15 protein-coding genes are annotated in these 15,774 nt (G+C 63.3%); 8 read left to right on the top strand and 7 right to left on the bottom strand.

The window, feature by feature from the left end; genetic code table 11:
• Positions 1-51: 51 nt before the first annotated feature.
• Positions 52-1,818: an N-acetylmuramoyl-L-alanine amidase gene (locus HMPREF3092_RS02790; protein ID WP_070423754.1), complete on the bottom strand. Its 1,767-nt coding sequence runs from the start codon at positions 1,816-1,818 to the stop codon at positions 52-54.
• A gap of 268 nt (positions 1,819-2,086) precedes the next feature.
• Between HMPREF3092_RS02790 and HMPREF3092_RS02785 the strand changes: the two genes are divergently transcribed.
• Positions 2,087-2,461: an OsmC family protein gene (locus HMPREF3092_RS02785; protein WP_176745678.1), complete on the top strand. Its 375-nt coding sequence runs from the start codon at positions 2,087-2,089 to the stop codon at positions 2,459-2,461.
• A gap of 68 nt (positions 2,462-2,529) precedes the next feature.
• Here the strand turns inward: HMPREF3092_RS02785 and HMPREF3092_RS02780 are convergent, their stop codons facing one another.
• The 3 genes from HMPREF3092_RS02780 to HMPREF3092_RS02770 form a co-directional block, all read right to left on the bottom strand.
• Positions 2,530-2,853 carry a putative quinol monooxygenase gene (locus tag HMPREF3092_RS02780; RefSeq protein ID WP_061942414.1) on the bottom strand — a complete coding sequence of 108 codons (324 nt, stop codon included), beginning with the start codon at positions 2,851-2,853 and terminating at the stop codon, positions 2,530-2,532.
• Between the two features lie 45 nt (positions 2,854-2,898).
• Positions 2,899-3,309, bottom strand: coding sequence for a LapA family protein (locus HMPREF3092_RS02775; RefSeq protein WP_070423752.1), 411 nt, complete (start codon positions 3,307-3,309; stop codon positions 2,899-2,901).
• Between the two features lie 149 nt (positions 3,310-3,458).
• Positions 3,459-5,678: an NADP-dependent isocitrate dehydrogenase gene (locus HMPREF3092_RS02770; RefSeq protein WP_070423751.1), complete on the bottom strand. Its 2,220-nt coding sequence runs from the start codon at positions 5,676-5,678 to the stop codon at positions 3,459-3,461.
• Between the two features lie 146 nt (positions 5,679-5,824).
• Between HMPREF3092_RS02770 and HMPREF3092_RS02765 the strand changes: the two genes are divergently transcribed.
• Genes HMPREF3092_RS02765 through HMPREF3092_RS02755 form a run of 3 tightly spaced genes read left to right on the top strand, consistent with a single transcriptional unit; the run spans position 5,825 to position 8,372 of the window.
• The gene (locus HMPREF3092_RS02765) at positions 5,825-6,454 is read left to right on the top strand and encodes a thymidine kinase (RefSeq protein WP_019175509.1); all 630 of its coding nucleotides are present in this window, start codon (positions 5,825-5,827) and stop codon (positions 6,452-6,454) included.
• 51 nt (positions 6,455-6,505) lie between these two features.
• Positions 6,506-7,291: an alpha/beta fold hydrolase gene (locus HMPREF3092_RS02760; protein WP_070423750.1), complete on the top strand. Its 786-nt coding sequence runs from the start codon at positions 6,506-6,508 to the stop codon at positions 7,289-7,291.
• A gap of 7 nt (positions 7,292-7,298) precedes the next feature.
• On the top strand, positions 7,299-8,372 hold the full coding sequence (locus HMPREF3092_RS02755) for an NADH:flavin oxidoreductase/NADH oxidase (RefSeq protein WP_070423749.1): 1,074 nt from the start codon (positions 7,299-7,301) through the stop codon (positions 8,370-8,372).
• Here HMPREF3092_RS02755 and HMPREF3092_RS02750 read toward each other — a convergent pair.
• Entirely contained in the window at positions 8,320-8,697 is a 378-nt protein-coding gene (locus tag HMPREF3092_RS02750; protein ID WP_070423748.1) for a DMT family transporter, read from the bottom strand. The two genes, HMPREF3092_RS02755 and HMPREF3092_RS02750, sit on opposite strands and share 53 nt — an antisense overlap.
• Positions 8,694-9,023 carry a DMT family transporter gene (locus HMPREF3092_RS02745; protein ID WP_019175505.1) on the bottom strand — a complete coding sequence of 110 codons (330 nt, stop codon included), beginning with the start codon at positions 9,021-9,023 and terminating at the stop codon, positions 8,694-8,696. The genes HMPREF3092_RS02750 and HMPREF3092_RS02745 overlap by 4 nt, the downstream gene beginning before the upstream one ends.
• 76 nt (positions 9,024-9,099) lie before the next feature.
• Here HMPREF3092_RS02745 and HMPREF3092_RS02740 point away from each other — a divergent pair, with 76 nt between their 5' ends.
• The 4 genes from HMPREF3092_RS02740 (at position 9,100) to HMPREF3092_RS02725 (ending at position 14,671) form a co-directional block, all read left to right on the top strand.
• Positions 9,100-9,732 carry an MBL fold metallo-hydrolase gene (locus HMPREF3092_RS02740; RefSeq protein WP_070423747.1) on the top strand — a complete coding sequence of 211 codons (633 nt, stop codon included), beginning with the start codon at positions 9,100-9,102 and terminating at the stop codon, positions 9,730-9,732.
• Positions 9,733-9,820: 88 nt separating this feature from the next.
• Positions 9,821-11,734: a translational GTPase TypA gene (gene typA, locus HMPREF3092_RS02735; protein ID WP_019175503.1), complete on the top strand. Its 1,914-nt coding sequence runs from the start codon at positions 9,821-9,823 to the stop codon at positions 11,732-11,734.
• Positions 11,734-12,999: a PIG-L family deacetylase gene (locus HMPREF3092_RS02730; protein ID WP_070423746.1), complete on the top strand. Its 1,266-nt coding sequence runs from the start codon at positions 11,734-11,736 to the stop codon at positions 12,997-12,999. The genes typA and HMPREF3092_RS02730 overlap by 1 nt, the downstream gene beginning before the upstream one ends.
• Position 13,000: 1 nt before the next feature.
• Positions 13,001-14,671 carry a VanW family protein gene (locus tag HMPREF3092_RS02725; protein WP_070423745.1) on the top strand — a complete coding sequence of 557 codons (1,671 nt, stop codon included), beginning with the start codon at positions 13,001-13,003 and terminating at the stop codon, positions 14,669-14,671.
• Here the strand turns inward: HMPREF3092_RS02725 and HMPREF3092_RS02720 are convergent.
• Positions 14,668-15,756: a GNAT family N-acetyltransferase gene (locus HMPREF3092_RS02720; protein ID WP_141737939.1), complete on the bottom strand. Its 1,089-nt coding sequence runs from the start codon at positions 15,754-15,756 to the stop codon at positions 14,668-14,670. The genes HMPREF3092_RS02725 and HMPREF3092_RS02720 overlap by 4 nt on opposite strands.
• Between the last annotated feature and the right edge of the window lie 18 nt (positions 15,757-15,774).

Raw genomic sequence — 15,774 nt, 5'->3', positions numbered from 1 at the left:
AGTTCGATCAGAACTGCCGCCCCGCTCAGGTGAGAAGAACTCTGAAGAGGATCACTTCTTCTTGTGGTGCTTCACACCCTCTTCCTTTGTCCAGGTGAGGTAGCCGCCTTCGAAGTTGACGCGCTTGTACTTGCCCCACGTGAACTCTTCCGTTGTGGGGTAGCCGAGCGAGCCGCGTTCAAAGCCCTGCTTGGCCCATTCTTTGCGGATGGCGGAGTCGTACATGAGCTTGCGGGCGCCGATCTTGGGCGACCAGTGGATTGAGCCGTTCTGGAACGCCTGGTAGCAGCCGCCGTCCTTGATGGTGCAGGATTCTTCGCCGGTCGGGTAGCCCAGCGCGCCGCGTTCAAAGGCTTGCGCGGCCCACGCCTTCTGGATGCCGGAGCCGAACCGGGTGAAGTGGGTGCCGGTCTTCGGTGAGTGGTGCACCGCGCCCTTTTCAAAGGCTCGGTACGCGCCGCCGCCGGGCAGACCGCCGTGCTCCTTGCCCGTGGGCTTGCCGGTCTTGGACTTGTTGGCCTCGTGGAACTTCTGGATGGGACTCTTGGGCTTTTCAGCCGGTGCCGGAGGCTTGCCCTTCTGGAAGCCGATGGCCTTCTTGCGGATGTCACCCAGCTGGCTGTACAGACCGTCGCCGGGGCAGTCGGTGTTGCCGACGTCCCTGTGGCCGGACACGCGCTGCACGGTCATCTTCGCACCCTTGGGGTACTTGCGGGTGTCGCCGCCTGCCGAGGTCAGGGTGACCTTGGAGTCGATCTTCCAGTTCCACTTCGAGGACTGCCAGGCGACGATGCGGGCAACCGAGTTGATTACTGCCTCAGGCGCCTTCTTCTTGTAGGAGCCGATCACCGAAATGCCGAACGTGCCGCGGTTGACGCTCGATGCGTGGGCGCCGATGGCAGCCTTGTCGAGCTTGGGACGGCCCTCGTAGATGTTGCCGTACTTGTCGACGAGCATGTTGTAGCCGATGTCGCACCACTGGCGGCTGCCCTGGTGGTAGGACTGGATACCGCGGAGGATGCCCGGAACCTGCTCCTTGGAGTAGCTGTTCGAGCCCTCGGTGTGGTGGATGATCGTTGCGGAGTTGCGGTTGGTCGTCGACGTCGAGCAGCGAGCCTTCCGTGCGCCCCACTGCTTGCGCGAGAAGTATTTGAAGCCGCCGATGGACGGGGCGTTCTTGGCGTTGAGCTTGCCACCGGCGATGGGGCCGCTGTTCCCGGCAGAGGTGGCATCGGCTTCAGGAGCAGACGATGCGGGCTCGTTGAGGTCGGGGGAGGAGAATGTGCCTTCGTCGTTGACGCCGCCGAACATGGTGCGGTCGGCGTCCGTGATCGGGGTGGTCGTGACGGTCACGGTGACGGGTGCGCCCGTGGTGCGAACTTCGATCTTTTCGTTGTAGGCAGCGCTGACGGCTCCCGTGCCGGGGGTGTTGGCCTCGTTCGAGCCGTCGTCGGGGCCTTCGTCAGGGTCGGCCTCCAGTTCCTGCCACATCGACCATTTGAGGCTGTTGGTCACCTTTGAGCGGTACTCGACCTTCGGCTGGGCGTCGCCTGCCCATGTCGCTCCGAAGATGACTACGGTGTTCTCATCGTTTGTGCCGGTGGCGTCGATGAGGGCCGTGCTGTCAGCGTCAACCTTCTGCTTGACGGTGTCGACCTTGGGTTCCTGACCGTCGTTGTCGGTTTCCTGCGGAGCGTTCTTGGCGGTCTCCTGCGGCGCCGGTTCTGCGCTGCTGTCGGCGGTGGGTGCCGCGGCAGCGGGCACGGCTACCGCAACGGCCACCCCGAGGGCGCCGAGTGTTGCCGGTAGGTGTCGCATGTGAGTCCTTTACATGGGGAAGACAAAGGTTTTTCTCACTGTACGGTCTGCTGGGTCGTTGCCCGCGTATTGTTTCGGGTGTTTCGCAAAAGAGCCGGCGGTTCTGCTCAAGTCTGGTTCACGAGGCGCCTGCCCGGGTGAGCTGTGTCTCACGGTTTCGGGGAACTAGGCTGGTTGCATTCCTAAGGAAGGCGAGGCAGTGGAACAAGTTCACGTCAGTGTCCAGCGGACAGCGCAGGGACGTTTCCGAGCGACCAATGCTGCTGGGGTGCAGGTAGAAGTCGGCGCGGGCGAGGATGTCTTCACACCCGTCGAGCTGCTTCTGGCCGCACTCGGTGCGTGCTCATCGATTGATCCGGACACGGTCATCAGTCGGCGCACCGAACCCCGGTCGTTCACCGCTGAGGTTTCCGCTGATTACGTGCGCGAAGACGAAAACTACTTACAGGACGTGCTCATCCAGCTGGCCGTTGAACTCGACGACTCAGCCGATCCACGGCGTGCCGCCCGCACGGTCGAGCGCGCGCTTGCTCACGCTCACGGGAAGACGTGCACCGTGGCCCGCACCCTCGAGCGCAGGACAGAGGTGAGGGCAGAGTCCGAGGTGAGCTTCACCTCGGGCGCGGAAAGCGCGGAAGACTAGGGCAGAAGCAGAAACGGGGCCGCGGAAGATTCCGCGGCCCCGTCTGCGTGCAGTGAGGTCAGTCGAGGTCAGTCGACCGAGATTTCGCCCATGCGGTCCCAGTCGTTGCCTTCGACCTTGCGGGACACGATGAGCGGGGTTTCCTTCAGGTGCGGCGGGAAGTCCTGCTGCATTTTCTTGAAGTGGTCCGAATTGACGTGTGCGCCTGCGGCTTCGTCATCGGCGAAGCCCTCAACGAGCACGTATTCGTCATCGCGCTCCAGGCTCTTCGACCAGTCAAACCACAGGTTGCCGGGTTCTGCGCGCGTGGCTTCCGTGAATTCGCGGGTGATGTTGGGCCAGTCGGCCACGAACTCGTCCTTGACGCGGAACTTGACGACGATGAAGTACATATCCTGTCCTTTCTCTGACATCAGTGAGGTCTGTATCGCAGCCGCTCAGCGCTTGCGCGCGCGTTTGATCTGACGGCCCAAAATGAACATGCGGACCGTGCCGAAGATCCCGGCGATCACAATGCCTGCAATTGCGGCAAGCAGAATCGACACGCCAAGCGGCAGGGTGAACTGCCAGCCGAAGTAGTAGAACTGGGTCGGTTCGTTGTTCTGGATGATGAAGATCAGCAGCAGAACCAGAATGAGGGCGCCGATGATCAGCGACGCCCAAATGCCCGCCGACAGGCCGCCGGAAGACTTTGGTGCTGGCGGCGGTGTCTGGGCCTTTTCCGGTGTGTGCGCGGAAGCGGTCTGCGGTGCGGTTTCGCCCACCTGTTCGTCGGTATCGGGCGAGGTGTACTCGGGAACTGGGTTCTCGCCGGGAACGGTGGGGTAGTCGTCGTTGGGCTGCGTCATGGGGACGTCCTTTCTCTCTGCCGCCATTCTTTCATCCGCGGCTGCGCAGGTCAGCTCTTCGCGGCATCAGATATGTCACTGTGCAAAAAACAGTGAGGGCCGGGAGCATCACGCCCCCGGCCCTCAGCTGTTATCGGTCAGCTCAAGTCTCAGCTGAGCTTGTCGATGATCGCGTTGAACGTCTGCGACGGACGCATGAGCTTGGTCAGCGTTTCGTCAGCAGGGTTGTAGTAGCCGTTGAGGTCGACCGGCTGGCCCTGAACGGCCAGCAGATCCTCGGTGATGACGGCTTCGTTTTCGCGCAGTGCTTCGGCAATGGGAGTCAGTGCCTTGGCGAGTTCGGCGTCGTCAGACTGCTTGGCCAGTTCTTCTGCCCAGTACAGGGTCAGGTAGAAGTGGCTGCCGCGGTTGTCGATTTCACCGACCTTGCGCGAAGGCGAGCGGTTCTCATTGAGGAAGGTCTCCGTCGCACGGTCCAGAGTATCGGCGAGAACGCCGGCACGCTGGTTGTCCTGCGAGTGCAGGAAGTGGCGGAAGGATTCGGCAATTGCGAAGAACTCGCCGAGCGAGTCCCAGCGCAGGTGGTTTTCCTGCTGAACCTGCTGGACGTGCTTGGGTGCCGAACCGCCTGCACCGGTTTCGAAGAGGCCACCGCCGGCGAGCAGCGGAACAACCGACAACATCTTCGCCGATGTACCGAGTTCGAGAATCGGGAAGAGGTCGGTGTTGTAGTCACGCAGCACGTTGCCGGTCACAGAAATGGTGTCTTGCCCCTTGCGGATGCGGGCCAGAGAGTGCTTGGCGGCTTCGACCGGGCTCATGATCTGGATGTCCAGACCCGAGGTGTCATGGTCCTTGAGGTAGGTGTTGACCTTCTCGATGAGGTTGCGGTCGTGCGCGCGCTTCTCATCCAGCCAGAACACAGCCGGGGTGTCCGACAGACGAGCACGGGTAACAGCGAGCTTGACCCAGTCGCGGATCGGAATGTCCTTGGTCTGGCATGCGCGCCAGATGTCACCGGTCTGCACTTCGTGGGACATGAGGACGTCGCCTGCGGAGTTGACGACCTCAACCGTGCCGGGACGGTCGAGGATGAACGTCTTGTCGTGGCTGCCGTACTCTTCGGCCTTCTGCGCCATGAGGCCCACGTTGGGCACGGTGCCCATCGTGGCGGGGTCGAGGGTGCCGTTTTCCTTGCAGTCCTCAATGGTGGCCTGGAAGACACCGGCGTAGCTGGAGTCTGGGATGACTGCAAGGGTGTCGTGCTGGCCGTCGTCAGCACCCCACATCTTGCCGCCGTCGCGGATCATCGCGGGCATGGAAGCATCCACGATGACATCCGAGGGCACGTGCAGGTTGGTGATGCCGCGCGACGAGTCGACCATGGCCAGTGCCGGGCCGTTTTCGAAGCCGGCGTCGATTTCTGCCTTGACGCCCTTGGCGACCTCGGGGTCGAGGTTGTCGAGGCCGTTGAGCAGGGCTGCCAGACCGTAGTCCGGGGTGAGGCCAGCGGCGGTGAGCTCTTCGCCGTACTTTTCGTAGACCGACGGGAAGAACGCGCGGACGACGTGGCCGAACAGTTCGGGGTCTGACACCTTCATCATGGTGGCCTTGAGGTGAACGGAGAACAGAACGCCGTCCTTCTTGGCCTGAGCGATCTGCTCCTTGAGGAACTTCTCAAGGGCACGGACGTTCATGAACGTCGAGTCGATGACTTCGTCCTTGAGCACCTTGAGGCCGTCCTTGAGGACGGTGGTTTCGCCGTCTTCACCGCGCAGGCGGATCTGCAGGGTGTCGTCGGATTCCATGACGACGGACTTTTCGTTCGAACGGAAGTCGTCAGCGGACATGGTGGCCACGCGGGTGCCGGAGTCCTTCGTCCATTCGCCCATCCGGTGCGGGTGGGCCTTCGCGAAGTTCTTCACTGCCTGCGGGGCGCGACGGTCGGAGTTGCCTTCGCGCAGAACCGGGTTGACAGCCGAACCGAGGGCGCGGCCGTAGCGTTCGCGGATGTCGCGCTCTTCGTCGGTCTTCGGCTCTTCCGGGAATTCCGGAAGGTCGTAGCCCTGCCCCTGCAGTTCGGCAATGGCCGCCTTCAGCTGCGGAACGGATGCCGAAATGTTGGGCAGCTTGATGATGTTGGCTTCGGGCTTCTTGGCCAGTTCGCCGAGCTCAGCCAGGGAGTCAGGGTGCTGCTGGTCTTCGGGGAGGACATCGTTAAACTGCGCCAGGATTCGACCGGCAAGTGAGATGTCGCGCGTTTCGACCTCGACACCGGCGGTGTGCGCGAAGGCTTCAACGATCGGCTTGAGCGAATACGTTGCAAGCAGAGGCGCTTCGTCGGTGCGGGTGTAGATGATCTTTGCCATTAGTAGAGGATCACTCCAACTCGCTTCGGGATTGTCGAAGTCATTCTATCGACTCGGAGTGCCAAGCACCGGCCGCCCTCGCGACAGCCGGGTGCAGGCGTCGGTGCCGGTATCCTGTTTCCGGTCGCGTAGGAAGGACGGACAGGGTGGCCAAACTGTATTTCCGGCACGGAGCGATGAACTCCGGCAAGTCGACAGCTCTGCTGCAGGCTGCGTTCAACTATGAAGAGCGCGGACAGCGGATCCTGCTTGCCAAGCCGTACGTCGACACGAAGGGTGCGGACAAGATCATTTCGCGTCTGGGAGTTTCGCGCACCGTCGACATCCTCGTGCGCGAAGACGACGATGTTGAAACCGTTTTCCGCGAAGCCGCCGAATACGCCGACCCGTCCGCGCTCATCACCCACGTCGATCAGCCGGTGCAGCCGGTCGCCTGCCTTTTGGTGGACGAAGCCCAGTTCCTCACACCCACCCAGATTGAGGGACTCATGCGGATCGCGGTGGGTCAGAACGTGCCGGTGATGTGCTACGGCCTGCGCACCGACTTCCGAACGCAGGCATTCCCCGGTTCCCGCAGACTGCTGGAGATCGCCCATACCCTCGAAGAGCTCAAAACCATCTGCCGCTGCGGTAAGAAGGCCATGTTCAACGGCCGCAAAGCCGACGGTGACTTCGTGTTCGCCGGTTCACAGGTGGCAATCGAAGGGGCAGACGTCACCTATGAGTCCTTGTGTCCGCAGTGCTATCTCGAAAAGTCGGGCGGGTCGTTCGGCTGAGCACACCCGCCCGGCAGGAAGAAAAGCCGGCCACTCACCGTTGGAGTTGATATGACGAAACTCGCCTATTCCGTTCTCAACCCGGAATCGACTGACCTTCCCACGCTTATCTTCGGTCCGCCCCTGGGTACGCACGCATCCGTGTGGGCTTCCGTCGCCGCCCGCCTGGCAGATGACTTCCGGGTGGTTTTGACTGAGCTTCCCGGCCACGGCGCCGATGCCGGACGGGACTTCTCGGCTGAAGAGCCTGTCACGGTTGCCTCCATGGCCCGAGGTGTCGTCCAGATTGCCGATGAGCTCGGTGCGGAGACCTTCGGCTACGCCGGCTGTTCTATCTCCGGTGGGGTGGCACAGGAGCTCGCCCTCAACCACTCCGATCGGGTGCGCGCAGCAGCGCCGGTGGCAACAGCGGCCAAGTTCGGCGAACCCCAGGATTGGCACGACAGGATCGCCAGGGTGCGCGAGGACGGCATTGCTCCGGCAGTGCCGGACACGCTCGACCTGTGGTTTGCCGCCGGTTTCCTCAGTGAGGACCTTGCCGCAGGCCACATTGCCGCCCACCAGCTGCTGACAACATCTGAAGAGGCCTACATCGCCTGCTGTGAAGCGCTCGCCGACTACGACCTTTCCGAGCGCACCGCCGACATTGCGGTGCCCACCCTGTGGATGTCTGCCGCCCAGGACGTCGTCAACACACCGGAGTCCATGGAGCAGCTTGCCGAAACAGCACAGAACGGCACGCACGTCACCATCCCGGATGCCGCTCACGTCTTCATGATCGAACACCCCGAACTCGCAGCCGATCACCTGGGCGAGTTCTTCCGAAACCACCTGTGAGGAATCCATGACTCAGCTCTTCAGCCCCATGACCCTGCGGGGACTGACCGTGCGCAACCGCGTGTGGCTGCCTCCCATGTGCCAGTACTCCTGCGAAAACCGCGACGGCGTGCCCGGCCAGTGGCACCTGACGCACCTCGGGGCTCGCGCTGCCGGCGGCTTCGGGCTGATCATCACGGAAGCTTCCGCCGTTGTTCCCGAGGGGCGGATCTCACCGCAGGACGCCGGCATCTGGAACGACGAACAAGCCCAGGCATGGAAGCCGATTGTCGACTTCGTGCACTCCCAGGGAGCCGCCATCGGCATTCAGCTTGCACACGCCGGCCGGAAGGCGAGTACGCATCGGCCGTTCCCCGGCGAAGGAAAGGGGACGGTGTCCAAGGACGCCGGAGGTTGGCCGACACTCGGACCCAGTGACCTCGCTTACCCGGGGCTTGCCGAACCGACGGCTATGAGCGCCGAGCAGATCAGGGACGTCGTCGAAGCATTCGGCGCGGCCGCAGAAAGGGCTGTTACGGCAGGATTCGACACCGTCGAAATCCACGGCGCACACGGCTACCTCATCCACTCCTTCCTCAGCCCGCTGTCGAATAACCGCGACGACGAATACGGCTCAGGCACCGGCAGGTGGAAACTGCTGCGCGACATCCTTGCCGCAGTGCGCTCGAGGGTGCCGGACGACTTCCCAGTGCTCGTGCGCATCTCCGCCGACGAATGGGCAGAGGGCGGCTTCGGCATTGACGAAGCAGTCGAACTGTCCCGAGTTCTGCATGAAGAGGGCTGCGACCTCGTCGACGTGTCCGGGGGAGGAAACACCCCTGCTGACATTCCGGTGGGACCGGGCTATCAGACCGGTTTCGCACAGAGGATCCGCGAGGCAGGCGTGCCGACGGCAGCAGTCGGCCTCATCACCGACCCTGTGCAGGCACAGACCATCCTCACTACGGGGCAGGCAGACGCGGTCCTCATCGGGCGGGCAGCCCTGCGCGAACCGTCGTGGCCGCTGCGAGCCGCTCACGAACTCGGCCTCAATCCTCGCGAGATTCCGTACCCTCCCCAGTACGTCCGTGGCCGCTGGTGAGCTCCAAGCCCGCCACACCGATCACCACAAGAACCAGACTCGCGATTTTGAGCAGGGGGAAAGGCTCACCGGCAGTGGCCGCCCACACAGCGGTCGTTGCCGCGCCGATCCCCGTCCACATGGCGTAGGCAGTGCCCATCGGGATGATCCGCATCGCCATGCGCAGACCCGTAAGCGACACGAACAGACCCACGTAGAACAGCAGAATCCAGCCGATGCTGCCCAGCCCGCTGCTCAGAGCGTGCGCCCAGAGGGACTCACAGGCCCCCGAAATCAGCAGAACAATCCACGCACCCGTGCGGGTGGTCGGCGCTAAGCGATTCACGAGAACACCCCCAGGCCCACGATTCCGGCAATGAGGACGAAAACAAAGAACAGCCGCAACAGGGTGAGCCGCTCACGGCCCCGCAGCGCCGAATAGGCAAGAGCTGCGACCGCACCGACACCAACCCACGCGGCATAGCCCGCACCGACTGGGATCACGGTCAGGCCTAAGTACAGTCCGCCCATCGACACAATCGTGCCGACCGTGAACACAATGATCCGCTTGCGCATCGACCAGGAAGACTCACCCAGAGCGGCAGCCCACATGGCCTCAAACGCGCCGGAAATCAACAGCACCGTCCACGCGACAGCAGAAGACTCGAACACGGCACCCTCTCTGTGATGGACTGGGAGCAGACAACAACACTATCGGCCCGCGCGCCGATGCGTCAGGGAGGCTGACATGACTGAGAACACGATCAACACCTCGGCCCTCGAGATCCGCTGGATAGCGGTCTCGGACATGGAAAACAACGTCTACCTTGTGACCCACCGCGACAGCGGGGCGCGACTGCTCGTCGACGCGGCAGACGACTGGTCGGCCATCAAACAGTTCATCGGCGATGCTCCCGTTGAACGCGTTCTGACAACCCACCGCCACTGGGATCACGTTCGGGCTCTGGCGGATGCGCTCGCCGACACCGGCGCTGTGTCTGCGGCGGGGGAGTACGACGCCGATGCCATCGAAGAAGAGTCCGGTGCTGTCATCATTGAGCGTCTGAAGCACGGAGAGATCATCACCGTCGGCGACGTTGCCATCGAGATCGTTCACCTGCGCGGGCACACGCCCGGATCGATTGCGCTCATCATCCGCGACGGGGATGACACTGTGCTGATCTCCGGAGACTCGCTGTTCCCCGGAGGCCCCGGCAAAACCTGGTCCCCTGAAGACTTCACAAGCCTCATGGCCGACCTGCGCACGCGGATCTTCGACGTTCTTCCCGACAGCACCGTCGTGCTGCCGGGCCACGGCGCGCACACCACGATCGGCACCGAAAGGCCGCACCTGGACGAATGGCAGGAGCGCGGCTGGTGAACACTGCCCGGAAACACCGGGCGCGGACTTATAATTGTCGGTTGGGCCCACGCAGTGTGCCCGGATCTTCCAAGAAGAAAGTGGATTGATGGCAGCTGAGACATCACGCAAAAACAACCTCCGCAACGTAGCGATCGTGGCGCACGTCGACCACGGAAAGACCACGCTGGTCAACGCGATGCTCAAACAGGGCGGCGCGTTCGGCGATCACGGCGAGGTCCAGGACCGCGTGATGGACTCCGGTGACCTGGAACGTGAAAAGGGCATCACGATCCTGGCGAAGAACACCTCGATCATCTACAACGGCCCGTCGGCACCCGGTGAGCCCGTCACCATCAACGTCATCGACACCCCCGGCCACGCCGACTTCGGCGGCGAGGTCGAACGCGGCCTGTCGATGGTCGACGGAGTTGTGCTCCTCGTTGACGCCTCCGAAGGTCCGCTGCCGCAGACCCGCTTCGTGCTCCGCAAGGCACTCGCCGCGAAACTCCCCGTGATCCTGCTGATCAACAAGACCGACCGCGCGGATGCCCGCATCGACGGTGTTGTCGAAGAAGCTCAGGACCTCCTGCTGGGACTGGCAAGCGACCTTTCGGAAGAAGACCCCGACATCGACGTCGACGCGGTTCTCGACGTGCCCACCATCTTCGCGTCGGCACGCGCGGGCATCGCTTCGGCAGAACAGCCCGCTGACGGCGAAGTTCCCGACGGCACCGACCTCGAACCGCTGTTCGCGGCCATCATGGAGAACATCCCTGCCCCGACCGTCACGGACGACGGCGTGCTGCAGGCACACGTCACGAATCTTGACGCCTCGCCCTTCCTGGGCCGTCTGGCACTCGTGAAGATCTACGGCGGCGTGCTGCGCAAGGGCGCACAGGTCGGCTGGATCAACAAGGAAGGCGACCTCAAGCAGGTCAAAATCACTGAACTGCTCGAAACCCGCGGCCTGGAGCGCGTGCCGGTCGAAGAGGGTGGGGCCGGCGACATCTTCGCAATCGCGGGCATCCCGGACGTTATGATCGGCGACACCATCACCGACCTCGACGACCCGCGCCCCCTGCCGCCCATCCACATCGACGACCCGGCGATCTCCATGACCGTCGGCACCAACACCTCGCCCATGGCCGGCCGCGAAAAGAACACCAAGGTCACCGCGCGCATGGTCAAGGACCGCCTCGACCAGGAACTGGTCGGCAACGTCAGCCTCAAGGTGCTGCCCACGGAACGTCCCGACGCGTGGGAGGTTCAGGGCCGAGGTGAACTCGCCCTGGCCGTGCTCGTTGAGCAGATGCGCCGCGAAGGCTTCGAACTGACCGTCGGCAAACCGCAGGTCGTCACTAAGACGATCGACGGCACCCTGCACGAACCCTTTGAAATGCTCACGGTCGATGTGCCGGAAGAGTATCTGGGCGGAGTCACCCAGCTGATGGCCAGCCGCAAGGGCCAGATGGAATCCATGTCGAACCACGGAACCGGCTGGGTCCGCATCGAGTTCCGTGTTCCGGCGCGCGGCCTCATCGGCTTCCGCACGCGATTCCTCACGGAAACCCACGGGGCCGGTATTGCGAACTCCATCAGTGCCGGCTACGCGCCGTGGGCCGGCGAAATCGAGTTCCGCAACACCGGTTCGCTCGTTGCAGACCGTGCCGGTGCTGCCACCCCGTACGCCATGATTGCCCTGCAGGAGCGCGGTTCGTTCATAGTCGAGCCCACCTCGGAGGTTTACGAGGGTCAGATCGTCGGCGAAAACAGCCGCAACGAAGACATGGACGTCAACATCACCAAGGAAAAGAAGCTGACGAACATGCGCGCGGCCAGCGCCGACAGCTTCGAACACCTGGCGCCCTCGCGCAAACTCACACTCGAAGAGTCTCTCGAGTTCGCCGCTGAAGACGAATGCGTCGAAGTGACCCCGGGCGCTATTCGCCTGCGCAAGGTCATCCTCGACCAGGCTGAGCGCCGCAAGGCCGCCAGTGCCCGCAAACGCAGGAACTCCTGATGTCCGGAGTCCTGTTCGTCCACGCCCACCCGGACGACGAATCGATCCTCACCGGCGGCACCATCGCCAGACTGCGCGAAGCCCAGGTGCCCGTCACGATCCTCACCGCGACCCGCGGTGAGGGCGGTGAGGTGATCGGTCCGCTGAAAGACACCCTGGAAGGCCACCGCGACGCGCTGGCCGCCCACCGGGAGGGCGAACTCGCCGAGGCCATGAAAGCGCTCGGTGTGGACGACTGGGCGTTCCTCGGCACACCTGCCGGTGGTGCCGGCACGCTGCCGGAGCGCCGCTTTGAGGACTCCGGCATGGAATGGGGACCTGACGGCCACGCGCAGGTTCCCGCCGACACCCCGGCCGAATCACTGTGTGCCGCAAAACTCGATGACGTTGCCGCCTATATTGCCGCCGTCATTGAGGACCGCCGACCCCGCCTCGTGGTGACCTATCCGGCCGGCGGGGGATACGGGCACCCCGACCACGTGCGGGTGCACGAGGCAACACTGCGCGCAGTGTCGAGGCTCAAGCGCAAACACCGGCCGCGCGTCATCTACGTCGACACACCCCAGGAGGCCGTCGACCAGATGTTCAACGTGGACCTTCCGGGCTTTGCCCTCACCGGCTTCGAACCAGCCCAGAAAGTGCCCACGATCCCGGCCGAGGACCCCGTCGTTCTCAGCCAGGACATCAGCGCCCACCGCGGGCACAAAGCTCGGGCTATGGCGGCTCACGCCACCCAGCTGCAGGTTGCCGGTGACTTCTACGCGCTGTCGAACAACATCGGCACCGTGCTGCTGGACACCGAATACTTCACATCACCCGATGGCCACAAGGGTGCGGACATCCTCGAGTTCCTCGAAGAACCTGATCGTCCAGAGCCGCCCTCGGCGGTGGCGATGGTGTTCTCGAGTGTTTTCCTCGGGCTGCTCGCGGGTGTGCTCGGCACCTTCCAGCACCTGGGAGCATCGCTTTTCAACCTTGCAGGGCAGGCTGTCATCGTGCCGTGGGGACTGCTTTTGGCGCTGGCCCTTGCCGGCTGTGTGCTGTGGTACGTCGCCGAGGCCAACCGTTCGACGGCGGCAGTTGTGCTTTGTGCCGTCACAATGAGCCTGGTGTCGTTCATCGGCTCTCAGCCCGGCCTGCTGCCCGGTGGCGGTGTTCTGGTCACCGGAACCCTGCGGTCCGTGGCCTGGCTGTTTGGGCCCATGATCATTGCCGCTGTCGTGTCGTTCACGCTGCCGTGTCTGCGCGCAAACCGAAAGCACTGATATGTCAAAAGCTCTGTGGGGAACCCTGACGGCAGTTGCCGTTGTTCTCATCGGCTATGCGGCCCTGGCCTTTTGGACGGGGCGGTCTGTTCCGGCCGGAACTCATGTTGCCGGCATCGACATCGGGTCGATGAGCCGGGACGAGGCTGTGAAGGCTCTCGATGAGGGGCTTGCGGACAGGGCCCAGGAGCCGGTTGCGCTGAGTGCGGGTGAGGATTCGGAAGCTGAATTTTCTCCTGACGATGTGTCGCTGGGCTTTTCGGCCGAAGACACCGTGGTTGAGCTCATCGGCCCGCGGTTCAACCCGGTCGATATTTTCCACGCGCTGTCCGGCAGTGAGCACGACAAACCGCTGGCACTCGAATACGACCAATCAGCACTTGATACCGCGGCGAAGTCTCTTGCCGAGGACTTGAGCGTGGAGCCGAAGAACGCCGAACTGGCCTTCTCCGGTGAAAAGCCGGAGGTCAGGGAAGGCGCAGACGGCCGCGAAGTCACTGCAGACAGCATTGTCGAGGCCATCGAAACTCAGTGGCCCGCACAGGACGGCAAGCCGCTGAACACGAAGGCTGAGACCGTCGAACCGGACATTACGGACGCCGAAGCGCAGAAGGCGAAAACAGAGATTGCAGAGCCGGCTGTCGCATCGCCTGTGACCCTGAAGTCGACGGGCGAAAAGTCCGGCGAAAGCCTCAAACTCTCACCCAAGGCGATTGCGAAGGCAGCTTCTTTCACACCGCGCGAATCAAAACTTGCCCTTGAGCTCGACGGCAAAGCCCTGAAGGATTCGCTTTTCAAAGAGAACAAGGGAGTGGGCGAAAAAGCGCAGAACGCCAGCTTTGAATTCTCCGGCGGAAAGCTGACGGTCGTTCCATCCAAGGACGGGATCTCAGCGAAAGACGCTGACGTGGCGAAAGCCGTCGATGCCGCGCTGAAGGCAGAGAACCGCACGGCCGAACTGCCGCTGACAGCGGAGAAAGCATCTTTTACCACGGATGATGCGAAAAACATGAAGATGGAGACGATGGGTAAGTTCTCCACCCCGTATTCGTCGCAGCCGGGCCGCGACACCAACCTCAAGGTCGCATCCGCCAAGGTTGACGGCACGGTCGTCCAGCCGGGCGAACAGTTCAGCCTCAACAAAGCACTCGGACAGCGCACCGCGGCCAACGGCTACCGCAAAGCGGGCGTAATTTCCGGCGGAGAGATGAAGCAGGACTACGGTGGCGGTGTTTCGCAGGTGTCGACAACGCTGTTCAACGCCGCGTTCTTCTCCGGTATGCAGCTGGACGAGCACAAGGCTCACTCGCGCTACATTTCCCGCTACCCGGAAGGCCGTGAGTCCACCCTTGACTGGCATTCGATCGACATGGCCTTCACCAACACCTCGGACAAGCCGGTGGTTCTGCACATGTCGGTCTCCGGCGGCAAGGTCAATGCGGAAATCAAGGGCGAGAAGACTCTCGAAGTCGAAGCCGGCGCCTCGGGCCGTTTCGCCCACACGAGTCCGGCAACCGTGAAGAAGTCGGGCCCCAGCTGCAAACCGCAGTCCCCGCGGGGCGGATGGTCGATCACCATCTACCGCACTATGAAGAACATTGAGACCGGCAAGGTGACTAAGGACCAGTTCACGACCGTCTACCGCCCGGTCAACAGGATCGTCTGCGACTAAGCCCCCGCGGGCTGCTCAGTGATGCCGCCGGCAGCGGCCTCCTGGACGGCAAACCAGAAGCGGTGGTGCTCCTTAAAGCCCAATCCGGCAAGGAGCGCTGCCGCTTCTTCGTTTGCCGCGGGCACATCGCACCCAAGGGAGCGGATGCCCTGAACTGAGGCCAAGCGGGCGGCGGCTTGCACGAGAGCCTTCCCGGCACCTCGGCGGCGCAGCTGGGGATTGACAACCAGATTGTCCAACCAGCCCCACTTGCTGGCGATAGCCAGCCGGACAGCGCCCACGAGTGATTGCGACCCGTCTGGGTGCACTGCAACGGCTGAGAGAAAAATCACCTGCGGCGCACTGTGCAGGAGCGCGCGCATGTCCTCAGTGTCGTCATGACCCCACGCGGCCAAGTGCACCGCGTGGGCCTGATCGGACTGCACAATCTCCAAACCCTCCGGCGGCTGTGCGGCACCCGCAACTTCCCGGGCCGGGGCGGTCATCGTGAGCCACGTGTCGCTGGGGGAAAAACCCGCCGGTCGCAGCAGCTGCGAAACCTGCGCCGAGGCGGAGTCGAGTTCTCCTCCGGCCTCACCTGAAAAGATCTGCAGGGCAGGGGGAAGGCCCCGATCTATGTACCACTTCTCGACTGCTCCGAGTGCCTCTTCCGCGGGGACCTGCGGGTCGGTGAGCACAAGAGCGGAGTTCGCGCGAGCATCGGCCCCGGCGGCGGCGCGCAAGAGCCAGCCGGACTCGACAGCAGAGACCGCGCCCTCGTCCGAGGTGAGTTCTTCGGCAACCGCGTCCCGGTTGAGCCACACGCTTTCGCCCGGCAACCACACTTGGGCTGAAATGCGGCGCAGGTCTGCCGCCGACACGGTCGAATGGACGGGACCCGGTCGCTTAGGTGCCGGCGGGATTTCGTGGGCGAGCTCAATGGAGGCCCGCTCAATCCGCACGGGACCGCGCTTGGAGTCAACTGTCACGGAGTCGGCATCGGCCGCGAGAACGTGGCCGAGAGCGTCTGTCAGCTGCCCGCCGTCGCTGTAGCGGACGACGACCCGCATTCCCGGCTGCGGCTCAAACACTCCTGTGACCTCCAAGGTGTATCCAGACCATGA

The organism is Brevibacterium sp. HMSC24B04 (assembly GCF_001806835.1).
Taxonomy (GTDB): Bacteria; Actinomycetota; Actinomycetes; order Actinomycetales; family Brevibacteriaceae; genus Brevibacterium; species Brevibacterium ravenspurgense.
The sequence above is the reverse complement of the archived record's forward strand: the minus strand, read 5'-3'. Positions and strand labels throughout refer to the sequence as shown.